Here is a 21343-nt window from a genome sequence, read left to right as displayed (position 1 = left end):
TTTCCGTGGAGCGGAACCACGATTTCGGCCGGCGAGCAGCAAGGACTGTCAAACACCGCGCTCGGCGTCCGGGCATGATGCCCGCGCTTTGGTTTGAGCATGATCTTTTCGGAAAACCGCTACACACTTTTCCGGATCATGCTCCAGGGAAAGCCGTCGTCCATGAACCCAGCCCAGAAGGCGCTTTGGTATATCGAAAGCCATCTCGGTGCGCCGCTGACGCTCGACGAGATCGCCGGTGTCGCCGGCGTGTCGCGCTTCCATCTGGTGCGGGCGTTCGCGGAGGCGACCGGGTTCTCGGTGATGCGCTATGTGCGGGCCCGGCGCCTCAGCGAGGCCGCGCGCCAGCTTGCCGCAGGCGCGCCCGATATCTTAAGCCTCGCGCTGGATGCGGATTACGGCTCCCACGAAGCATTCACCCGCGCGTTCCGCGACCATTTCGGCGTCACGCCCGAAACGGTGCGCGCGACAACGTGTCTGACGACGCTCAAGCTGCAGGAGCCGATCACCATGATCTCGACTGCCCTCGATCATATCGATCCACCGCGTATCGCGACCGGCAAGGCGTTCCTCGTCGCCGGCATCGGCGAGCGCTATAATCACGCCAACGGCAGCACGGCCGGAATCCCGAGCCAGTGGCAGGACTATCACCTGCGGTGCGGCGACATACCCCGCCAGGTCGGCAAGGTGGCCTATGGCGTCTGCTGCAACGGCGACGATGCCGGCAACTTCGACTACATCGCCGGCGTTGAAGTGGCCGATTTCTCCGACCTGCCGCGCGAGTTCGCGCACGTGCGCATCCCCGAGCAGAAATATGTCGTGTTCACCCACAAAGATCACATCTCGACCATCCGCCGCACCGTCAACACGATCTGGAATCGCTGGCTGCCGCAGTCCGGCATGACGGTCGCCGACGCGCCGAACTTCGAGCGCTATGACGAAAATTTCGATCCGGGCACCGGCAATGGCGGATTGGAGATCTGGGTGCCCGTGGAGGAGTAGGGCGCCGCCGTGCGTGGAATGTGCCGCCGAGGGGGCCGCCGATCTGGGTGCATCTCGCCGCGAGGACGCGGCTGCGTGACCACAAGCGGCGCAACAAACTCGGTGTCGTCCCTGCCTCGTGCGCAATTGCGCACAGGAGCAGGGACCCATAACCACGAATGTCTATTGTTGCGAAGCTGAAACGACGAATTCCGCTCACAACCCAAGCCGCGGAGTATGGGTCCCTGCTTGCGCACTATGGCATCTACACGTTTGCGGTGCCGTATACGAGGATTTGGAAGCGAGCCATCCCGATGTGGAAGGTGATTGGTCCAGGTGGGCGATGCGAGGCGTAGCCGGTCCATCCGCCGAGCTTTGCGATGATCCACGCCGCCCAGGCGACAGTGTTGGGGCGATGGTGGTTCTTCTGGAGCTCGGTGCGGCCTTTCAGGGTTTTATTGATGGCCTTGAGCGCGTCGATCTCGTCCGGCGTGAACACAAATTCGGCCGGCAATTCTTCACCGCCATTGCGGGCTTGGACAAGCTGGATGACGAGACATGCCACTCTGGTGGCGATCGCCACCAGTTTGATCAGGCCTTCAGCGCTGTCGAGCTGACTATCCTCGATGCGCAGACCCTGGCTCTTCAGCGAGCGGAAGAGCTGCTCGATGATCCAGCGCTGCTTGTACCAGGAGACGATCCGCCAGGCATCGGCGGCGGTGGCGACCGGATGGGTGGTCAGGAGCAACCAATGAATGGGCTGGGCGCCCTTCGGGGGGTGCAACTCGACGACTTCGACGAAGCTGACTTTGACGCCCTCCGCCAAGTCTTTCACGCCGGGGCGCTGCGGCCGTTTGAGCACAACGGTTCCAAAGCACATGGAGAGGTGGGCCTGGCGAGCGCTGCGATCCATCCGCTGCGGCAGATCGATCACCGCCTTGCCGCAGAAGCCGGCCCGCCCGACTGCCTGATAAAGCGTGCCGCCATCGACCAGCGCATGGTCGTGCATGGCGCGCGACAGAAGGTGGACATTGTCAGCGGGCGTCAGCGCCCAGTGGGCGAAGAAATCTCCCTCGCGGTCGTTGACGACGGTGATCATACCAGCTGCGGCCAGAACATCGCGGCCTTGCTCAGCGGTCGTCACCCAGCGCGCCGACTCCTTGTCGGCCAAGGCTCGCTTCTCGTGAGCGATCTTCGCCGTGCGCTTGCGCGTCCACACCTTGCCGCCAGTGAGCCCGAGACAGACCCCGCTGTCGGCATCGACTGCCATCATGGCATGCAGCAGCACGCCACGCGCGTTGCCTTTGCCGACCTTGCCCAAGCCGCGCCGATGTCCCGGACGGGTGTGGAACTTGATCTCGCTGGTATCTTGGATTGCCAGCACATGTCGCCCGCTGACCGCGGCTGACGTCTGCAGGCTCCAGCCTTCAACCAGCTTGTCGGTCGTGACCCGTGGATTGTTCACAAACCGCCAGAACGCCATGTTCGCAGCCCAGTCGCCCTGCGCCATCTGGCGCAAACAGACGTTGCGCGTGCAAAGCACAGCCCGGAGAAGCGCCGCCCCCTTTTATCAAGGCGAACGTCTCCAAACTTGCCAAGGGACAAATCCGGTTCCTGCTGCATCTCTGGCGCTCCTTCGAATCAAAACGCCAGACAGAGAATCATACAAGTCGCTGCGGCGACCGCACATCATGCCGTCCCGAGTCAATCTGTCGCGCCCCAAAGATGTGTAGATGCCCTAGTGCTTGCGCAGGGACGACACCGCGCCAGGGGCTGCGGGTGTGCCTGCGCGCGCCTAGTGCGAGCGCGCGAGGCAGAACGCGACTACCTCTTCCAGCGCCGTCTTCATCGGCGAGGACGGGAATAGCGCCAGTGCGTCGACCGACATCGCGCCGTAGTGCTGGGCGCGGCTGATCGTGTCCTCGAGGGCGCGGTGCTTGGTCATCAGGCCGATCGCGTGATCGAGATCGTTCGCACCGATCTCGCCGCGCTCGAGCGCGCGGATCCAGAACTTGCGCTCGCTGTCGTTGCCGCGGCGGAAGGCGAGCACCACCGGCAGCGTGATCTTGCCCTCGCGGAAATCGTCGCCGACATTCTTGCCGAGCTTGGCGGACTTGCCGCCATAGTCGAGCACATCGTCGACGAGCTGGAAGGCGATGCCGAGATTCATGCCGACCGAGCGGCAGGCGGTCTGCTCGGCCTTCGGCCGGTTGGCGATCACCGGGCCGACCTCGCAAGCCGCGGCGAACAACTCGGCGGTCTTGCCTCTGATCACGGCGAGGTATTCGTCCTCGGTGGTCGCGGTGTTCTTGGCGGCGGCAAGCTGCATCACCTCGCCCTCGGCGATGGTGGCCGCGGCGGCCGAGAGAATGTCGAGCGCGCGCAGCGAACCGACCTCGACCATCATCCGGAAGGCCTGGCCGAGCAGGAAGTCGCCGACCAGCACGCTCGCCTCGTTGCCCCACAGCATGCGGGCCGAAAGCTTGCCGCGGCGCAGCTCGCTCTCGTCGACCACGTCGTCGTGCAGCAGCGTCGCGGTGTGCATGAATTCGACCGCTGCGGCGAGCTTGATATGGCCATCGCCGGAATAGTCGGAGAGCTGGGCCATCGCCAGCGTCAGCATCGGCCGCAGCCGTTTCCCGCCGGAGGAGATCAGATGATTGGCGACCTCGGGGATCATGGTGACCTCGGAGCCGGTCCGCGAAATGATCGTCGCGTTGACGCGCTCCATGTCGGCGGCGACAAGTCCCACCAGCCCGTCGATCGAAGCATTGGACGGGCTTTCGAAGGGTACAATAACCGCCACGCTGGTCTCCAATTTTGCCGAATTCGCACTATCCTCAGCTATAACAATAGAAACTGCGCGGTGAAGCGGCAAGGCCACGAAGTTGTTGACAGTGTTGCCGTGTCAGCACAGCCGGCCAGAGGAGAGCGTGATTTGCGGGAATTGGTTCGAACCAATGACATGGTGCTGGTCTCGGCCGTCGGTGCACTGCTCGACAGCGCTAACATCCATCATCTGGTGCTCGACCAGAACATGAGCATCATCGAGGGCTCGCTCGGTGTGTTGCCGCGCCGGATCCTGGTGCATGAGGACGACAACCACGAGGCGCGGCAGCTCTTGACCGAGGCCGGCCTCGGTCACGAATTGCGCGCCGATGAGTAATCCGGCCGCTGACCTCACTGAGGACGGATTCCTCGGCGGGCAATTGCGGTTGCGGCAGCCGCGCCGCGGTCATCGCGCCGGCCATGACGCGATCCTGCTCGCCGCGGCCACGCCGGCGCGGCCGGGCGATCGTGTCGTCGATCTCGGTTCCGGGATCGGCGCGGCGGGGCTGGCCGTGGCACGCCGGGTCAACGGGATCGATCTCGCGCTCGTTGAAATCGATCCGGCCCTGGCCGAGCTTGCGCGGAATAATGCCGGCGCCAACGCGATCATGGCCGACGTGGTCGTGCTCGATGTCGAGGCCGAAGCGTCGGCGTTCGCCGCGGCTGGTCTTGGTCCTGACAGCGCGGATGTCGTGCTGATGAATCCGCCCTTCAACGATCCCGCCCGGCATCGCGCCTCGCCGGATCGCGTGCGGGAACGCGCCCATGTCGCGACCGCGGCGACGCTGGAGAGCTGGGTTCATGTCGCGCGGCGGATACTGAAGTCGAACGGGCGGCTTGCCGTGATCTGGCGGGCCGACGGAATCGCCGAGGTCTTGGCTGCACTCGGTCGCGGCTTCGGCAGCGTCGAGATCCTGCCCGTTCACGCCGACGCGGCGTCACCGGCAATCCGCATCCTGGTTCGCGCCATCAAGGGCGGGCGGGCACCGACGCGGCTTCATGCCGCGCTGCTGCTCAATGATCAATCAGGCGTGCCCAATAAATGGGTGCAGGACATCTTGACTGGAAAGGAAGCATTGCCGATGGCGCGGCCGTAGCGGCCAGTTCCGCTCGGGCTTAGTGCGGAGCCGTCTCCGACTGCCGCTCGGCCCTGGACGTGAAATGGATTGCGGTGAGGAGTGTACCGATCAGCAAAATCAGCAGATAGATCTTCATGTCGCTCTCTCCGCCGCGCATTGCAGCCCCAACGGACACAATGCAAAACGCGTTCCGCGCTTTCCAATGACAGTGGCGTGATAAGAAGTGGTTAATCTGAGGTAACGGCATGAGTGAACAAACAAGTGATCGCGCAGCGAAGCCGGGACTGGTCGAGCGGATGCAGGACATGCTTCCGGTGCGGTTCAGGCCCGGCGTCGCCGTCGTGCCGGTGGTGCGGTTATCCGGCGTGATCGGCGCGGTGACGCCGCTGCGGCCGGGCCTGACCCTTGCCGGCGTCGCCAAGCTGCTGGAGCGCGCCTTCGGCATGCGGAATGCCAAGGCGGTGGCGCTGGTGATCAACTCGCCGGGCGGCTCGCCGGTGCAGTCCCGGCAAATCTATCTGCGCATCCGCCAGTTGGCTGCGGAGAAGAAGCTGCCGGTGCTGGTGTTCGTCGAGGATGTCGCCGCCTCCGGCGGCTATATGATCGCCTGCGCCGGCGACGAGATCTATTGCGACCCGTCCTCGATCCTGGGGTCGATCGGCGTGGTCGGCGGCAGCTTCGGTCTCGAGGGACTGATCAAGAAGATCGGGGTGGAGCGGCGGCTCTATACCGCGGGCAGCCATAAGGCCATGCTCGATCCGTTCCTGCCCGAGAATCCCGACGATGTGGCGCGCCTCAAGGCGATCCAGCGCGAGATTCACGCGATCTTCATCGCGCTGGTCCGGCAGAGCCGCGGCGGCCGCCTGAAGGGCGCCGACGATGTGCTGTTCAGCGGCGAATACTGGGCGGGCGAGACCGCGCTTGGTCTTGGGCTCGCCGACGGCATCGGCGATCTGCGTGCGACGCTGCGCGCCCGCTACGGCGACAAGGTGCTGACCCCGGTGATCGCGCCGTCGAGCGGCTTGCTGTCCGGCCTGCTCGGTCGCCGGGCGCCGGGGGCAGGGTCGCTGGCGGCTCTGGACGGATTCGGCGGCCTGCCGGACGAAGTGATCTCGGCATTGGAGACCAGGGCGATTTGGGCCAGATTCGGGTTCTGAACACGCGGAATTGAGCGCGCCAATTAGTCCCAAAAGTGCGATTGCGGCGCAGGCCGCGTTAAGGGAGAATACCGGTCATTGGGGGCCTGACCGACGTGAACGACAAGGATCGACCGATGCCGCCGCTGATCGCATTTGCAGGCGTCCTGGGTGGCCTGGCCGTGGTCCGATGGGCCTACAGGACGGCCGTGCGGATCAACCAGGAACTGGAAGAGGCGCGGCTGGCCCGCGTGGCCGAAGCCGCGCGTGCGAGCGAGATCAAAACCCTGCGCCGCGACCCCGTGACCGGGGCTTATCGCCCGGGCTGAAGTATGAATCTCCCTCGCCCCGCCCTTGCGGGGTCGAGACGAGCGTAGCTCGCTCTTCGAGGGGTGGGGTGAGGGGCCGTTTCCGCAAATTCGATAGACCGGAACGCGCGGAGAATCCCCCTCACCCGAAATTCGCGCCTTGCGCGAAATTTCGACCTCTCCCCGCGAGCGGGGCGAGGTAAGAGATGGCCGAAGCATCCCCATCGCCTTGATTCCATTGGCCGCCGCCGATACGGTCCCGCGCGCTTTACCCCCTCGCGAGACCTGTACTGACGATGGACGCTCTGCCTGATCACATGCGCCCGGAACGTTCGTTCCAGGGCTTCATCCTTGCTCTCCAGCGCTTCTGGGCCGAGCAGGGCTGCGTCATCCTGCAGCCCTATGACATGGAAATGGGCGCCGGCACCTTCCATCCCGCCACCACCCTGCGCGCGCTGGGACCGAAGCCCTGGAACGCGGCCTATGTGCAGCCGTCACGGCGGCCCAAGGATGGCCGTTACGGCGAAAATCCCAACCGGATGCAGCACTATTATCAGTTCCAGGTGATCATGAAGCCGTCGCCCCCGAACCTTCAGGACTTGTACCTGAAGTCGCTCGCCGCGATCGGCATCGATTCCGCCGTCCATGACATCCGCTTCGTCGAGGACGACTGGGAGAGCCCGACGCTCGGTGCCTGGGGCCTCGGCTGGGAGTGCTGGTGCGACGGCATGGAGGTGTCGCAATTCACCTATTTCCAGCAGGTCGCCGGCGTCGAATGCGCACCGGTGGCCGGCGAGCTCACCTACGGGCTCGAGCGTCTGGCGATGTATGTGCAGGGCGTCGATCGGGTCTACGACCTCAACTTCAACGGCCGTGAGGGCGCAGAGAAGGTCACCTATGGCGACGTCTTCCTGCAGGCCGAGCAGGAATATTCCCGGCACAATTTCGAATATGCCGACACCGCGATGCTGTTCGAGCAGTTCCGGATGGCGGAGGACGCCTGCAAGAAATATCTCGCCGCCGGCTGGCAAGAAAACTCCAAGAACCCGAGCAGCAACCAAAAGGAACATCTGATGGCCTTGCCGGCCTATGACCAGTGCATCAAGGCGAGCCATGTGTTCAACCTGCTCGACGCCCGCGGCGTCATCTCGGTGACCGAGCGGCAGAGCTACATCATGCGCGTGCGCGAGCTGGCGAAGGCCTGCGGCGAGGCGTGGGTTCACACCGAAGCGGGCAGGGCGGTCTGATGCCCGATCTTCTCCTCGAACTGTTTTCCGAAGAGATCCCCGCGCGCATGCAGGCCAAGGCGGCGGACGATCTGCGCCGCATGGTGACCGACAAGCTTGTCGCCGAAGGCCTCGTCTACGAGGGTGCGAAGGCGTTCGCCACTCCGCGTCGGCTGGCGCTGACCGTGCATGGCATCCCGACACGCCAGCCCGACCTGAAGGAAGAGCGCCGCGGCCCGCGCGTCGGCGGACCCGGGCCCGCGATCCAGGGCTTCTTGAAGGCCACCGGCCTTACGTCGATCAGCGAGGCAAAGATCCAGAGCGACAAGAAGGGCGACTTCTACATCGCGCTGATCGAGAAGCCGGGCCGCCCGGCGATCGACGTCATCGCCGAAATGCTGCCGGTGATCATCCGCACCTTCCCCTGGCCGAAATCGATGCGCTGGGGCGCGCGCTCGGCCAAATCGGGCTCGCTCACCTGGGTGCGTCCGCTGCATGCGATCACCGCGACCTTTGGGCTCGAGACCGAGGAGCCCGACGTCGTCAAGTTCGCCGTCGAAGGCATCGAGGCCGGGCAGACCACCTATGGCCATCGCTTCATGGCGCCGGGTCCGATCTCGGTGCGCCGCTTTGAGGATTACGAGGCGAAGCTGCTCGACGCCAAGGTCGTGGTCGATCCGGAGCGCCGCAAGGACGCCATTCTGACCGATGCGAAACAATTGGCGTTCGCGCAAGGCTATGAGCTGGTCGAGGACCAGGTGCTGCTCGACGAGGTCTCCGGCCTCGTCGAATGGCCGGTCGTGCTGATGGGCTCGTTCGACAACGAGTTCCTGTCGATCCCCGACGAGGTGATCCGTGCCACCATCCGCAACAACCAGAAATGCTTCGTGGTGCGCGACCCCAAGACGGGTAAGCTCGCCAACAAATTCATCCTGACCGCCAATATCGAGGCGAGCGACGACGGCAAGACCATCATCGGCGGCAACGAGCGCGTGATCCGCGCGCGACTGTCGGACGCCAAGTTCTTCTACGAGACCGACCTGAAGACCAAGCTCGAGAGCCGGTTGCCGAAATTCGAGCAGATCGTGTTCCACGAGAAGCTTGGCACCCAGGCCGAGCGGATCAAGCGGATCGAGCGGCTCGCCGCCGAGATCGCGTCGCTGGTCGGCGCCGACGTCGAGAAGACCAAGCGCGCCGCGCACCTAGCGAAGGCGGACTTGCTGACGGAAGTCGTCGGCGAATTCCCCGAGCTGCAGGGCCTGATGGGCAAGTATTACGCACTGGCGCAGGGCGAGGATGCGTCCGTGGCGGCCGCGAGCGAAGAGCACTGGAAGCCGCAGGGGCCGACCGATCGCGCGCCGACTGATCCGGTGAGCGTTGCGGTGGCACTGGCGGACAAGCTCGACACGCTGGTTGGTTTCTGGGCCATCGACGGGAAGCCGACGGGATCGAAGGACCCTTACGCGCTCCGCCGCGCTGCGCTGGGTGTGATCAGGCTGATCGTCGAGAACACGCTGCGCCTTCCGATCTTGAACACCGCCAAATCTGCATTGCTCGGGCTGCCGGCCAAAGCTGATGCCGAAGCGCTGCCGAACGACCTGCTCGCCTTCTTCGCCGACCGCCTGAAGGTGCAGCTTCGCGATCAGGGCGCGCGTCACGATCTCGTCGATGCCGTGTTCTCGCTCGGCGGCCAGGATGATCTCCTGCTTGTCGTTCGCCGCGTCGAGGCGCTCGGAAAATTCCTCGACAGCGATGACGGCAAGAACCTGCTCGCCGGCACCAAGCGCGCCAGCAACATCCTCGCGATCGAGGAGAAGCGGGACAAGCGGACCTTCGACGGCGCGCCTGATGCCGCGCTCTACAAGCTCGACGAGGAGAAGGCGCTGGCGAAGGCGATCGCCGAAGCGAAGAGCGAGGCTTCCGCCGCGGTCGCCAAGGAAGACTTCGCCGCCGCGATGAGCGCGATGGCAAAGCTGCGTCCGGCGGTCGACGCGTTCTTCGACAAGGTCAAGGTCAATGACGATGACCCGAAAGTTCGCGAAAACCGCCTGAAGCTGCTCAACGAGATCCGCGCGGCAACGCGTGCGGTGGCCGACTTCTCCAGGATCGAGGGCTGATCGATGGACCGCGCGACGCTTGCCGCTTACGACAAGGAGGCGGCGGCGTTCGCGCAGGATTGGCACGAGCAGCCGGCGCCGGTCGACCTGCAAGAGATCGTCGCACGCTTCTTCATCCAGGGCGGCTCGACCGCCGATATCGGCTGCGGCAGCGGCCGCGAGGTGGCGTGGCTGAATGCCAACGGCTTTCCGGCCGAAGGCTATGACGCCTCCGAGGGCCTGCTCGCTGAGGCCCGCACGCGCTATCCGCAATTGCGCTTTGCCCGCGCTGAACTGCCCGAGCTGCGCGGCATGGCGTCGGGCAGCTTCGACAACGTGCTCTGCGAGACCGTGATCATGCATCTCGATCGCGCGCTGATCGCGCCGTCGGTTCGCCGCATGCTCGAGATCGTGAAGCCCGGCGGCATTCTCTATCTCAGTTGGCGCGTGACTGACGGTGCTGACCTGCGCGATGCGCACGGGCGGCTCTATGCGGCGTTCGATGCGGCCGAGGTGCGAGCCGAGCTCGGACCGGCGCCGTTGTTGCTCGATGAGGAGCTGGTCAGCGTGTCCTCCGGCAAGCGGATTCACCGGCTGGTGATCAGTAAGGGAGGGCCATCATGACAAGGCTCGCGACATGCGCCTGCGGACGGCTCCGTGTGACCTGTCGCCGCGAGCCCGTGAGAATATCGCAGTGCCACTGTCTCGAATGTCAAAAGCGGACCGGCAGCCCTTACGGCGTCGCTGCGTTCTTCGGTCGCGCCGATGTGGAGCTGCAAGGCGAGACGCGGGAGTATGCCCGCACGGGCGACAGTGGTTTTCCGGTGGTCTTTCATTTCTGCCCGACCTGCGGCTCGTCGGTCTATTGGGAGCCCGGCCGCGCGCCCGATCTCGTCGCCGTCGCGGTCGGCGCCTTCGCTGACCCTGATTTTCCGGCTCCCTCGCAAGCGGTCTACACGCAGCGCCGCCATGCCTGGGTCGTCGACAAATGGCAGGTCAGCCCCGAGCCGGACGGAAATATTCGGAAATAATTTGCGATCTGTTAACCATGCCCTGCCAAGGTCTCGTGGGATCAACGATTTCTTAAGATGTTGCCCCTCGCGCCAATGCAGGGACCTCAACCGTGACCTCGATCGGCACCGCGCTCAATCCCTACGCTCAATACGGCTCGGCCTACGCGCGGGCGGCGGCTGTGCCGTCGCTTGCTGCGACACTGTCAGGCGACGGCACGGCCGGCGATCTCTCGACGTCCAACTCGGCGACCACGCTGACGCTGTCGGATGCCGCCCGCGCGCAGCTTGCCAAGGCGCCACTGCCTGACTTCGCGACGGTTACAAGTGACGCGCGCATCACGCTCGACCGGCTCTACACCGTCGCCGGCGTGAAAGGCCCGATCGTCGACGGCAAGACCAGCATCGACCTCTCATCCCTGGACCGCCGCTCGCTGTTTGCGATCTCGACCAACAATGGCGGCAAGTTCACACCGGACGAGCAGGCGGTCGCGGCCGGCGAGTTGAAGCAGCGCTTCGATGCGGCGCTGGCGCCATCGCTTGCAACCACGCGCCTGACCGGCGACTACAGCGTCGCTTACAAGGCGGCGCTCGATTATCTCGATGGCGCAAGTCCGGAAGAGAAGGCGACGGCAATTTGGGCCAGCCAGCGTACGGCAGTGCTCAAGGGCTATCAGGCGACGCAGCAGGATCCGGCCACAGCGCCATCGGGAATTACGGGGGACCCGATCGCGGCGGCGCTCGCGGGCGCCACGCCTCCTGCGAAAGGCAACAGCCGCGACTTCAGCAGCGTCGCGAGCGACGTCCGCGCGTTTCTCGACCGCCAGAGGAGCGAGGCGGCAAGCAACGGCAAGGAGCTGGTCTACGATCCCAGGCGCAAGACGGGGCAACTGGCCGATCTGTCCGCGCTCGACAACCGCTCGCTTTCGGCGATCTCACTGAACCAGGACCAGAAGTTTTCCGTGGAGGAAATCTACGCGGCCAAGCAGGAACTCAACACGCGGACGCGTCTGGCGGTGCTCGACGCGCTGAAGCAGAGCATGTCCGCCGGCGATCCGCGCCAGTTCAGCCTCGGCATCCTCAAGCAGTATTCCTCGATGAGCGCTGAGGAACGGCAGGCGACCAATTGGACGCCGGACTTCCAGGACGCCGCGATCAAGAACTACAAGTCGACCTCGACGCTGCTCTCGCTCCTCAAGTCGTAAGCGGGCCATCGCGCAACGAAACAAGAAGACCCCGCCTGGAGGGGAGGCCAGGCGGGGCCGGGTCCGGTCGATCTTCGCGCACATCCGCCTGCGCGGCGCCCGGACTGATCGTTCAGGCTATCTCGGACATGACCTGGATCGGAAGGCCGTGCGCCACTCTCTGCTGACGCGACCCTCCGGATCCGGATCATGCCATTAGTCGATCACCTGAACGATGCGACGCGAGCGCGGCTCGACTAGGACGGTCTCGCCGTTCACAACGGTGTAGCGATAGGGCGTCGCGCCGAACCGCTGCGGTACGTCGTAATAGGTCACGCCGGCTTCGGGCAGCACGGTGCCCACCCCGACGCGATCCGGAATGGTGTAATTCGGCACGCGCTCGCGGACGATGTATTCGCGGAACGCCGGACGCTGCTCGACCGTAATTCCTCCGTCACTCTCGACTGCGACAGGAGGACCACCGCGGACGACGCCGACAGTCTGGGCCTGTGCGGCAACAGGCGGCACCGTGATCGCAGCAGCAACGGCCGCAACGGTAAGGATTCTGTTTCGCATGGCTCTCTCCAATTTTTCACGCTGCATCACGCCGGCCGTTGCCGACGCGCATTGGGGCCAATGCACCCGGTGTGGCGATGTTCCGGAAAAATCACCGTCATATACGCGGTATTTTGGAGTAAATTTCGTGGGTTACGGGAACCCGTTGGCGCCTCGGGCGTCTTGATGTCGGCACATCGCCAGCCGATAAACTGCCATCCTCGATTCGAACTTCCAAAAACCAGTCGGAGAAACTTCAATGGTCATCACCGCTGCGCATGTGCCTGCCATCGTGGCTTTGGTCGCGGGCATATTGATCCTGATCATGCCGCGGCTCCTGAACTTCATCGTCGCCATCTACCTCATCTTCATCGGATTGGTTGGAATGGGCCTGCTGCGCTGGCTCCACATGTAGCGGGAAAGCGGGGTTTCGCAGCTTGCGCGGGACCCCCCAAAATGGTGTAAGCGCGCATCTTCGACCCCTCTTTTCGGATTGTTGTCTGACATGGCCAAAGCCGTCGCGAAGTCCAAGAAAATAGCAGCGAAATCAAAGCCCTCCGTGCCGGCCCGCAAGGCCGTGCCGCAGGCCCGCAAGGTTCTGAAGAAGAGCGCCGCCAAGGCGGCGCCGAAAGCTGCCGTCAAGCCGGCGGCAAAGCCGGCCAGCAAGGCGGCCTCCGCGAAGACGTCGCCCGCTGCAATCAAGGCGGGCAAGTGGGTCTATACGTTCGGTGACGGCAAGGCCGAGGGCCAGGCGACCTTGCGCGATCTGCTCGGCGGCAAGGGCGCTAATCTGGCGGAAATGGCCAATCTCGGTCTGCCGGTGCCTCCCGGCTTCACGATCCCGACCTCGGTCTGCACTTATTTCTACGAGCACGGCAAGACCTATCCGAAGGAGTTGAAGGCGCAGGTCGAAAAAGCGCTCGACTATGTCGGCAAGCTGACCGGCAAGTCGTTCGGCGATCCGAAGAACCCGCTGCTTGTCTCGGTCCGCTCCGGTGCGCGCGCCTCGATGCCGGGCATGATGGACACCGTGCTCAACCTCGGTCTCAACGACCAGACCGTCGAAGCGCTCGCCGAGCTCTCCGGCGACCGTCGCTTCGCCTATGACAGCTATCGTCGCTTCATCACGATGTACTCGGACGTGGTGCTCGGCTTCGAGCATCATCACTTCGAGGACATCCTCGACACCTTCAAGGACAGCCAGGGCTATTCGCTCGACACCGATCTTTCCGGAGACGACTGGGTCGAACTGGTCGGCAAGTACAAGGAAGCGGTGGCCAAGGAAACCGGCAGCGACTTTCCGCAGGATCCGCACGATCAGTTGTGGGGCGCGATCGGCGCGGTGTTTTCATCCTGGATGAATGCGCGCGCGGTGACTTACCGCAAGCTGCATGACATTCCGGAGTCCTGGGGCACCGCCGTCAACGTGCAGGCGATGGTGTTCGGCAACATGGGCGAGACGTCGGCAACCGGCGTCGCATTCACGCGCAACCCCTCGACCGGCGAGAGCAAGCTCTACGGCGAATTCCTGATCAACGCGCAGGGCGAGGACGTCGTCGCCGGCATCCGCACGCCGCAGGACATCACCGAGGAAGCGCGCCAGGAATCCGGCTCGGACAAGCCGTCGATGGAAGTCGCGATGCCCGACGCGTTCAAGGAGCTGACGCGGATCTACACGCTGCTCGAGAAGCACTACCGCGACATGCAGGACATGGAGTTCACGGTCGAGCAAGGCAAGCTGTGGATGCTGCAGACCCGCGGCGGCAAGCGCACCGCGAAGGCAGCGCTTCGCATCGCCGTCGAGCTCGCCAATGAAGGACTGATCTCCAAGAAGGACGCGGTGACGCGGATCGATCCGGCTTCGCTCGACCAGCTCTTGCACCCGACCATCGATCCCGCCGCCAAGCGCGACGTGATCGCGACCGGCCTGCCGGCATCGCCCGGCGCCGCCTCGGGCGAGATCGTGTTCTCGTCCGACGAAGCCGCCAAGCTGCAGGCCGACGGGCGCAAGGTCATTCTGGTCCGGATCGAGACCAGCCCGGAAGACATTCACGGCATGCACGCCGCCGAAGGCATCCTGACCACGCGCGGCGGCATGACCTCGCACGCGGCGGTGGTCGCGCGCGGCATGGGCAAGCCCTGCGTCTCCGGCTGCGGCACCATCCGCATCGACTATGGCCGCGGCACCATGAGCGTGGGTCAGCGCACCTTCAAGACCGGCGACGTCATCACCATCGACGGTTCGCTCGGCCAGGTGCTGGCCGGCCGCATGCCGATGATCGAGCCGGAGCTGTCCGGCGAGTTCGGCACGCTGATGGGCTGGGCCGACCAGGTCCGCAAGCTCGGCGTTCGCGTCAACGGCGATACCCCCGATGACGCTCGCACCGCGGTGAAGTTCGGCGCCGAAGGCATCGGTCTCTGCCGCACCGAGCACATGTTCTTCGAGGAGACCCGCATCCGCACCGTGCGCGAGATGATCCTCTCCGAGGACGAGCAGTCGCGCCGTGCAGCGCTGTCCAAGCTGCTGCCGATGCAGCGTGCCGATTTCGTCGAGCTGTTCGAGATCATGAAGGGCCTGCCCGTCACGATCCGCTTGCTCGATCCGCCGCTGCACGAGTTCTTGCCGCACACGCAGGCCGAGATCGAGGAAGTGGCGCGCGCCATGAACACCGATCCGCGCAAGCTCGCCGACCGGGCTCGCGAACTGTCGGAGTTCAACCCGATGCTCGGCTTCCGCGGCTGCCGTCTTGCGATCGCCTATCCGGAGATCGCCGAGATGCAGGCGCGCGCGATCTTCGAGGCCGCGGTCGAAGCCGGCAAGCGCACCGGCAAGCCGGTCGGTCTCGAGGTGATGGTGCCGCTGATTGCGACCAAGGCCGAGTTCGATCTGGTCAAGGCGCGCATCGATGCGACCGCCACTGCGGTGATGAAGGAGACCGGCGTCAAGCTGAACTACCAGGTCGGCACCATGATCGAGCTGCCGCGCGCCTGCCTGATGGCCGGCCAGGTAGCGGAGACCGCGGAGTTCTTCTCGTTCGGCACCAACGACCTGACGCAGACCACCTACGGCATCAGCCGCGACGACGCGGCGAGCTTCCTCGGCACCTATGTCGCCAAGGGCATTCTCGAGATCGATCCGTTCATCTCGGTCGATCGCGACGGCGTCGGTGAGCTCGTCAGGATCGGCGTCACCCGCGGCCGCAAGACGCGGCCGAGCCTGAAGGTCGGCATCTGCGGCGAGCATGGCGGCGATCCCGCCTCGGTGGCGTTCTGCCACGAGGTCGGCCTCGACTACGTCTCGTGCTCGCCCTATCGCGTGCCGATCGCACGCCTCGCCGCGGCGCAGGCCGCACTCGGCAAGCCGATCGCGAGCCAGGCGTAAGCGATCACGCAGTTCGGAGAGTGCAATGGCCGGGACCCGTCCCGGCCATTTTATTTGTCGGGTGCTTCAGCAAAGGTCGTCATTGCGAGCCGTTGGCTCCTAGTGCACCCACCCGTTTTCGCTCAAAGCGGACCGGCGACTTCACGCCGGTCCGAACTCGCAATGGCGGTCGTGTTGGCCGTCGCTGCGTCTTCAACACTTTGTTCACCATCTTCGTTGACCTGTTGTTTACGACTTTCATGCCCCGCGCATTTACCAAGCCGCGCGATGTGACCTGCGAAAAATCCGCGAAGGCTTGAGTGTAGCGCTTGAGCAACGCCGATTAACTCCGCGGCAACCTAAACAGGTTAGCTACAAAAAGGATCGAATTGCGCGCATTCGCCGCTTCGATCGCACTCTGTAAGCGTTGCGTGAGCGTACGATGTTTGTGTTGCGTAACCAGCCGAAGAGCGCTCGGCTTGCGCTCTTCGGTCTCGGCCTCAGCATCTTCGCCCTGATGCCGACCGAGACCGGATATCAGGATATCGCCTCGCTGCTCGCCCGCCAGCCGGGCGTTGCGGAGCGCTGGCAGAAGCGCGTATTCACATCCGCCCTCGGCGCGATCCAGGTCGCCACCTACAGCTTCGGCCGCCCGATCGGAACGTCGCTGCCGCAAGCACCAACGCTGCTGCTCGCAAGGCTCGACAATCAGGGCATCGACATCGGCCGTGCGGTGACGCGCAATCCGATCGCGGCTCCCGCGCCGCGGTACCAGGCCTCCGATTTTCCCAAGGTCGATCGCACGCTGAAGGGCGATCGCCTCGTCGTCACCAAGCCCGATCCGGCCGCACCGTCCAACGCGGCCCCGTCGCACGAGGACCCCGCAACGTCGAATGGGTCGGTCAGGGGCATGAAGACGGCGGACCAGGCGCCCGCCGAGAACGCGCCGCTTGATCCCGAATTGCAGGAGGCGCTGCGTGCGCCGCCATTGCCGCAATATTCGACATCGCCGCCGCCGCAATACGATGTGTCGTTGTCGCTCGAGGCCGATCCGCTCGACGACCTGAAGCCCGCACCCGCCGCGCAGCCGTCCGCCGTCCGCGCGACGCCGCCGAGCGATCCGTTCTCGTTCCAGACCGCGAGCCTGTTCTTCGGCTCGTCGCTTGGCTCGCCGGAGAGCATTGAGCGCTGGCTGCCCGGCGAGGAGCCTGTCATCGTGGCGCCGGCCGCCTCGCCGGATCCCGACATGAAAGTGATGGCATCCTTGCCGGTCGATGCCGACGGTCCGGTCAAGGCCGCCGAGATGGGCGAAAGCATTGCACCGAAGGGCGAGGTCAACGCCGACAACCAGCGCGCCAAGACGCCGGCCGAGCGGCTCGGCCTGTTCGATGCGAAGTCGCGCGCCAAGTCTGAGAAGTGCCTTGCGGAAGCGGTTTATTTCGAGGCCCGCGGCGAGGCCGTGCGTGGCCAGATCGCGGTCGCCCAGGTGGTGATGAACCGGGTCTTCTCCGGCAAATATCCGGAGACCGTGTGCGGCGTGGTCTACCAGAACAAGAACCGGCACTTCGCCTGCCAGTTCACCTTCGCCTGCGACAACATTCCCGACGTCGTCCGCGAGCCCGACATGTGGGATCGCGCGAAGAAGATCGCCAAGGCGATGCTCGACGGCAAGCTGTGGCTGCCTGAGGTCAACCGCTCGACGCACTACCATGCCTATTGGGTGCGGCCGTCCTGGGTCAGCGAGATGAAGAAGACCTACAGATTCGGTGTCCACACCTTCTATCGCCCGCGCGCCTGGGGCGATGGCAGCGACGCGCCGAAGTGGGGCAATGCGGCGGAAACCGCCGAGATCTCGGCCGAGCTGGCCGAAGCCGCGCAGAGCTCGGCCGAGCAGGCCAGCGCGAAACGGTAGCGGATATCGTCACAACGTCGTTCCGGGATGGCCCGAAGGGGGCAGACCTCGGATGCGCTCGCGCGCGCCGTTGGCGCTTCGGAATGACGGCTGTCATGCTTTTCCGATTCTGCAGAGCTGTCCTGCGGGCGAAAATTTTTCTCCCGGGCCCCTTGGGGTTTCCATGCAGGTGCATTAACTCCCTGTAACGTTTCGCGCGGCCGGCGCCGTGCACGGGCAGTTCGGGGGAGAGATCAGATGGCTGTAACCACCGGAGACCTTCGTCCGGCGTCCAGCACGTGGCGCACGCCGCTGGTGATCATCGTCTGCGGCTGCGCGATCGCGCTGCTCAGCTTCGGCCCACGCTCCAGCCTCGGTTTCTTCGTGCAGCCGATGAGCCGGGAGTTCGGCTGGGGCCGTGACATCTTCGGCCTCGCCATCGCGTTTCAGAACCTGCTGTGGGGGTTGGGCCAGCCGGTCGCCGGCGCAATCGCCGATCGCTTCGGCCTGCTGCGCGTCATGATCGTCGGCGCCTTGCTCTACGCCGCCGGCCTATTGTTGATGCGCTACTCGACGAGCCCGTTGTCGCTTGATTTCAGCGCCGGCGTGCTGATCGGGTTCGGCCTGTCGGGCTCGTCGTTCAACCTGGTGCTAGCGGCCTTCAGCAAGCTGCTGCCGCCCGAGCGGCGTGGCATCGCGCTCGGCGCCGGCACCGCCGCCGGTTCATTCGGCCAATTCCTGTTCGCGCCGTTCGGCGTCGCCTTGATCGACAATTTCGGCTGGCAGACCGCGCTTGTCGTGTTCGGCGCGCTGATGCTGTTGATCCTGCCGCTGTCGCTGGCGCTGGCGACGCCGCCCGCCGAGACCGGCAATGTCCCAGCCGCCGACCAGCAATCGTTCAAGACCGCGCTCGCCGAAGCCTTCGGCCATCGCTCCTATGTGCTGCTGGTGCTGGGCTTCTTCACCTGCGGCTTCCAGCTCGCATTCGTGACCATTCATCTGCCGGCGTATCTTGCCGATCGCGGCATTCCGGCATCGACCGGCGGCTGGGTGGTCGCAGCGATCGGCCTGTTCAACATCATCGGGTCGCTCGGCGTCGGCTGGCTGCAGACCTACGTCCCGAAGCGCTATGTGCTGTCGGCGATCTATTTCACCCGCGCACTTGCGACCGTCGCCTTCATCTCGTTCCCGATCACGACATTCTCGGCGATCGCGTTCGGCGCTGTATCGGGCGTCACCTGGCTGTCCACCGTGCCGCCGACCTCGGCGCTGGTGGCGCTGATGTTTGGCACGCGCTGGTTCTCCACGCTCTACGGCTTCGCCTTTGTCAGCCATCAGGTCGGCGGCTTCCTCGGCGTCTGGCTCGGCGGCGTGGTGTTCGAGCAGTACGGTTCCTACGCGCCGGTCTGGTGGCTTTCGATCCTGTTCGGCGTGCTGTCGGCGCTGATCAACCTGCCGATCGTCGAGGCCCCGGTCGCGCGCCCGGTTGCGCAGCCTGCCTGATGGGTTAAACATGCCCCGAAACCTTAAGGATTTCGGGAGTGCACATCGTGGCAACGTTCAAGGCAATCAGGATCGACAAGGCGGATAAGGGTACCACCGCCGCGCTCACGCAATTCGACGAAGCCGAGCTGATGGACGGCGACGTCACGGTGCGGGTCGAGTGGTCGACGTTGAACTACAAGGACGGCCTCGCGCTGACCGGCAAGGCGCCAGTGGTGCGCCGGTTCCCGATGATCGCAGGCATTGATTTCGCCGGCACCGTCGAGCAATCCAGCCATCCCGACTGGAAGGCGGGCGACAAGGTCGTCTGCAACGGCTGGGGCATGGGCGAGACCCATCTCGGCGCCTATGCGGAGAAGGCCCGCGTCAAGGGCGACTGGCTGGTGCGTCTGCCGGACGGCATCTCGGCGCGGGATGCGATGGCGATCGGCACCGCGGGCTATACTGCGATGCTGTCGGTGTTGGCGTTGGAGAGGCATGGCCTGACGCCGAAGAGCGGGCCGGTTGCGGTGACCGGGGCTGCCGGCGGCGTCGGTTCGGTCGCGACCGCCGTGCTCTCGAAGCTCGGCTACCACGTCATCGCCTCGACCGGACGGATGTCAGAGGCCGGCTATCTGAAGGGCCTCGGCGCGTCCGAGGTGATCGATCGCGCCGAGCTCTCGGGTGCGGCGAAGCCGCTGGCGAAGGAGCGCTGGGCGGGCGGCGTGGACAGCGTCGGATCGACCACGCTGGCGAATCTGCTCTCCATGACCCGCTACGGCGGCGCTATTGCAGCTTGCGGTCTGGCGGCCGGTATGGACCTGCCGACATCGGTCGCGCCGTTCATTTTGCGGGGAGTGTGCCTTCTCGGCATCGATTCCGTGATGTGCCCGATCGAGTTGCGAAGGACCGCCTGGCGTCGCCTTGCGAGCGATCTGGATAAGGCAAAACTGGCTGATATTACTCACGAAATCGCCTTGGACGAGGTCGCCGCCTACGGTCCGAAAATCCTCGGCGGCCAGGTCCGCGGCCGCATCGCGGTAAAAATAGTCTGAGCGCGTTCAGACTTTACCAACCAAGCTGCTCCAATGTTGCCACTGTTGGTATGGTAAGCAGCGGGTAAAGAGACCTACAGCATGATCTGGGGGCCTCGCGCAGATGTCGAAAGCGCCTGCACGAGGATCGTGCGAATATAAGGAGCGGGAGCCCGCGCTCGTAAGTTGGAGTAGCTGCATGCTTGCGCGTTTGATGTTGGGGGCCGTCACGGCCGGAGCGATGGTCATGCCGGCGTTCGCAGGTATGATGAACGCCGACGAAGCCCGCAAGTTCGTCGCCGGCAAGGTGTTCGCCTTCACCTGCTTCGATGGCACCCGCGGCGCCGGCCGCATTCTCGACGACATGGGTGCGGCGGGCTCGATCCAGTTCTCCGGCTCGGGGCCGATCCGCCACGTGCGACTGCCCGGCAACACGCTGCAGATCCGTGGCCAGAGCGTTTGCGCCTCGCTGAAGGGGCTGCCGTTCGAGCCTTGCTTCAATCTCGACAAGCAGGACGATCGCTCGTTCCGCGGCTCGGTCTCCGGGTTGGGCTTTGCCTATTGCGACTTTCACCATCAGGGTGGCCATCAGATGCTGATGGCGCGCGCGGTGGCGCGGCCGCGTTCGCATCGTCGGGTGGAGCAGACCCGTTCGGCCGACGCGTCGCAAACCGAGGTGACGGCACGCGTGGAAACGCCGCGGGTCCAAAGCAACAAGCTCGAGCCGGTCAAATCCGAGCCGGCGAAGAGCGAGAGCCCGCCCGAGCTGCGTCGCTCGACCGAGTAATCCCACAAGTTGATCTGTGCGCCGGGACCAAGGACGGCCGCCAAGCCGTAGTCATACGGATGGCGGCCGTCATGCGTTGGTAGCTACTCAATGTCCAACGTCCGCCGAAAGCCCGGACGTTGGCCCACGCATTTGAGTAGAGTTATGGCGCAGTATTTTTTCAGGATCAGCCACGGCGAATATGCCGGCGCCTCCGATCAGGCGACAGAGTTCGAGAACCGGGACATGGCCTGGGCCGAGATGACGAAAGTCTGCAGCAACTTCCTTGGCAGTATCTCGCGCAATCTCAAGCAGAACAGCGAGTGGCACATGGAGTTGCTCGACGAAGGCCGCAAGCCCGTGTTCAGGATCCGCCTCGTCGCGGAATCCGTCGACTGACGTTCG

20 protein-coding genes are annotated in these 21343 nt (G+C 64.7%); 17 read left to right on the top strand and 3 right to left on the bottom strand.

What is annotated here, in order from left to right; all coding sequences use genetic code 11:
• The first annotated feature begins 162 nt into the window (after positions 1-162).
• A complete protein-coding gene (locus tag P6U30_RS29635) occupies positions 163-1002 on the top strand; it encodes a GyrI-like domain-containing protein (RefSeq protein WP_407166340.1) in 840 nt (279 codons plus the stop codon).
• 244 nt (positions 1003-1246) lie between these two features.
• Here P6U30_RS29635 and P6U30_RS29630 read toward each other — a convergent pair whose 3' ends face one another.
• Both P6U30_RS29630 and P6U30_RS29625 read right to left on the bottom strand, forming a co-directional pair.
• On the bottom strand, positions 1247-2464 hold the full coding sequence (locus P6U30_RS29630; RefSeq protein ID WP_407165572.1) for an IS4 family transposase: 1218 nt from the start codon (positions 2462-2464) through the stop codon (positions 1247-1249).
• 312 nt (positions 2465-2776) lie between these two features.
• Entirely contained in the window at positions 2777-3787 is a 1011-nt protein-coding gene (locus P6U30_RS29625) for a polyprenyl synthetase family protein (RefSeq protein ID WP_407166339.1), read from the bottom strand.
• A 132-nt stretch (positions 3788-3919) separates the two neighbouring features.
• Here P6U30_RS29625 and P6U30_RS29620 point away from each other — a divergent pair, with 132 nt between their 5' ends.
• The 9 genes from P6U30_RS29620 to P6U30_RS29580 all read left to right on the top strand — a co-directional run bounded on the left by P6U30_RS29620 (position 3920) and on the right by P6U30_RS29580 (position 11870).
• Positions 3920-4147 carry a DUF2007 domain-containing protein gene (locus P6U30_RS29620; RefSeq protein WP_407148078.1) on the top strand — a complete coding sequence of 76 codons (228 nt, stop codon included), beginning with the start codon at positions 3920-3922 and terminating at the stop codon, positions 4145-4147.
• Complete coding sequence (locus tag P6U30_RS29615; protein WP_407166338.1) at positions 4140-4907, top strand: tRNA1(Val) (adenine(37)-N6)-methyltransferase; 768 nt, start codon at positions 4140-4142, stop codon at positions 4905-4907. The genes P6U30_RS29620 and P6U30_RS29615 overlap by 8 nt, the downstream gene beginning before the upstream one ends.
• A 227-nt stretch (positions 4908-5134) precedes the next feature.
• A complete protein-coding gene (locus tag P6U30_RS29610; RefSeq protein WP_407166337.1) occupies positions 5135-6046 on the top strand; it encodes a S49 family peptidase in 912 nt (303 codons plus the stop codon).
• A 116-nt stretch (positions 6047-6162) separates the two neighbouring features.
• Positions 6163-6354, top strand: coding sequence for a hypothetical protein (locus P6U30_RS29605; protein WP_280976225.1), 192 nt, complete (start codon positions 6163-6165; stop codon positions 6352-6354).
• 275 nt (positions 6355-6629) lie between these two features.
• Positions 6630-7580, top strand: a complete 951-nt coding sequence (locus tag P6U30_RS29600; protein ID WP_407148075.1) for a glycine--tRNA ligase subunit alpha — start codon at positions 6630-6632, stop codon at positions 7578-7580.
• Positions 7580-9676: a glycine--tRNA ligase subunit beta gene (gene glyS, locus P6U30_RS29595; protein ID WP_407166336.1), complete on the top strand. Its 2097-nt coding sequence runs from the start codon at positions 7580-7582 to the stop codon at positions 9674-9676. The genes P6U30_RS29600 and glyS overlap by 1 nt, the downstream gene beginning before the upstream one ends.
• Before the next feature lie 3 nt (positions 9677-9679).
• Positions 9680-10279: a class I SAM-dependent methyltransferase gene (locus P6U30_RS29590; protein WP_407166335.1), complete on the top strand. Its 600-nt coding sequence runs from the start codon at positions 9680-9682 to the stop codon at positions 10277-10279.
• A complete protein-coding gene (locus P6U30_RS29585) occupies positions 10276-10686 on the top strand; it encodes a GFA family protein (RefSeq protein ID WP_407166334.1) in 411 nt (136 codons plus the stop codon). The genes P6U30_RS29590 and P6U30_RS29585 overlap by 4 nt, the downstream gene beginning before the upstream one ends.
• 92 nt (positions 10687-10778) lie before the next feature.
• Positions 10779-11870, top strand: coding sequence for a hypothetical protein (locus P6U30_RS29580; RefSeq protein ID WP_407166333.1), 1092 nt, complete (start codon positions 10779-10781; stop codon positions 11868-11870).
• 195 nt (positions 11871-12065) lie between these two features.
• Here the strand turns inward: P6U30_RS29580 and P6U30_RS29575 are convergent, their stop codons facing one another.
• Positions 12066-12425 carry a DUF1236 domain-containing protein gene (locus tag P6U30_RS29575; RefSeq protein WP_407166332.1) on the bottom strand — a complete coding sequence of 120 codons (360 nt, stop codon included), beginning with the start codon at positions 12423-12425 and terminating at the stop codon, positions 12066-12068.
• A gap of 238 nt (positions 12426-12663) precedes the next feature.
• On the opposite strand from P6U30_RS29575, the gene P6U30_RS29570 reads away from it, so the two are divergent.
• The 7 genes from P6U30_RS29570 (at position 12664) to P6U30_RS29540 (ending at position 21337) form a co-directional block, all read left to right on the top strand.
• On the top strand, positions 12664-12819 hold the full coding sequence (locus P6U30_RS29570; protein WP_407148068.1) for a DUF3096 domain-containing protein: 156 nt from the start codon (positions 12664-12666) through the stop codon (positions 12817-12819).
• A 90-nt stretch (positions 12820-12909) separates the two neighbouring features.
• Entirely contained in the window at positions 12910-15786 is a 2877-nt protein-coding gene (gene ppdK, locus P6U30_RS29565; RefSeq protein ID WP_407166331.1) for a pyruvate, phosphate dikinase, read from the top strand.
• A 421-nt stretch (positions 15787-16207) separates the two neighbouring features.
• Positions 16208-17677, top strand: coding sequence for a cell wall hydrolase (locus tag P6U30_RS29560; RefSeq protein ID WP_407166330.1), 1470 nt, complete (start codon positions 16208-16210; stop codon positions 17675-17677).
• A 237-nt stretch (positions 17678-17914) separates the two neighbouring features.
• The gene (locus P6U30_RS29555) at positions 17915-19159 is read left to right on the top strand and encodes an MFS transporter (protein WP_407166329.1); all 1245 of its coding nucleotides are present in this window, start codon (positions 17915-17917) and stop codon (positions 19157-19159) included.
• Positions 19160-19206: 47 nt separating this feature from the next.
• A complete protein-coding gene (locus P6U30_RS29550; RefSeq protein WP_407166328.1) occupies positions 19207-20193 on the top strand; it encodes an MDR family oxidoreductase in 987 nt (328 codons plus the stop codon).
• 178 nt (positions 20194-20371) lie between these two features.
• Complete coding sequence (locus P6U30_RS29545) at positions 20372-20959, top strand: hypothetical protein (RefSeq protein ID WP_407166327.1); 588 nt, start codon at positions 20372-20374, stop codon at positions 20957-20959.
• 144 nt (positions 20960-21103) lie between these two features.
• Positions 21104-21337, top strand: a complete 234-nt coding sequence (locus tag P6U30_RS29540) for a DUF6894 family protein (RefSeq protein ID WP_407148062.1) — start codon at positions 21104-21106, stop codon at positions 21335-21337.
• The last annotated feature ends 6 nt before the right edge of the window (positions 21338-21343 follow it).

This window comes from Bradyrhizobium sp. ORS 111, from assembly GCF_045571485.1.
In the GTDB taxonomy this organism is placed as follows: Bacteria; Pseudomonadota; Alphaproteobacteria; order Rhizobiales; family Xanthobacteraceae; genus Bradyrhizobium.
This window is presented reverse-complemented; position numbering and strand designations above follow the sequence as displayed.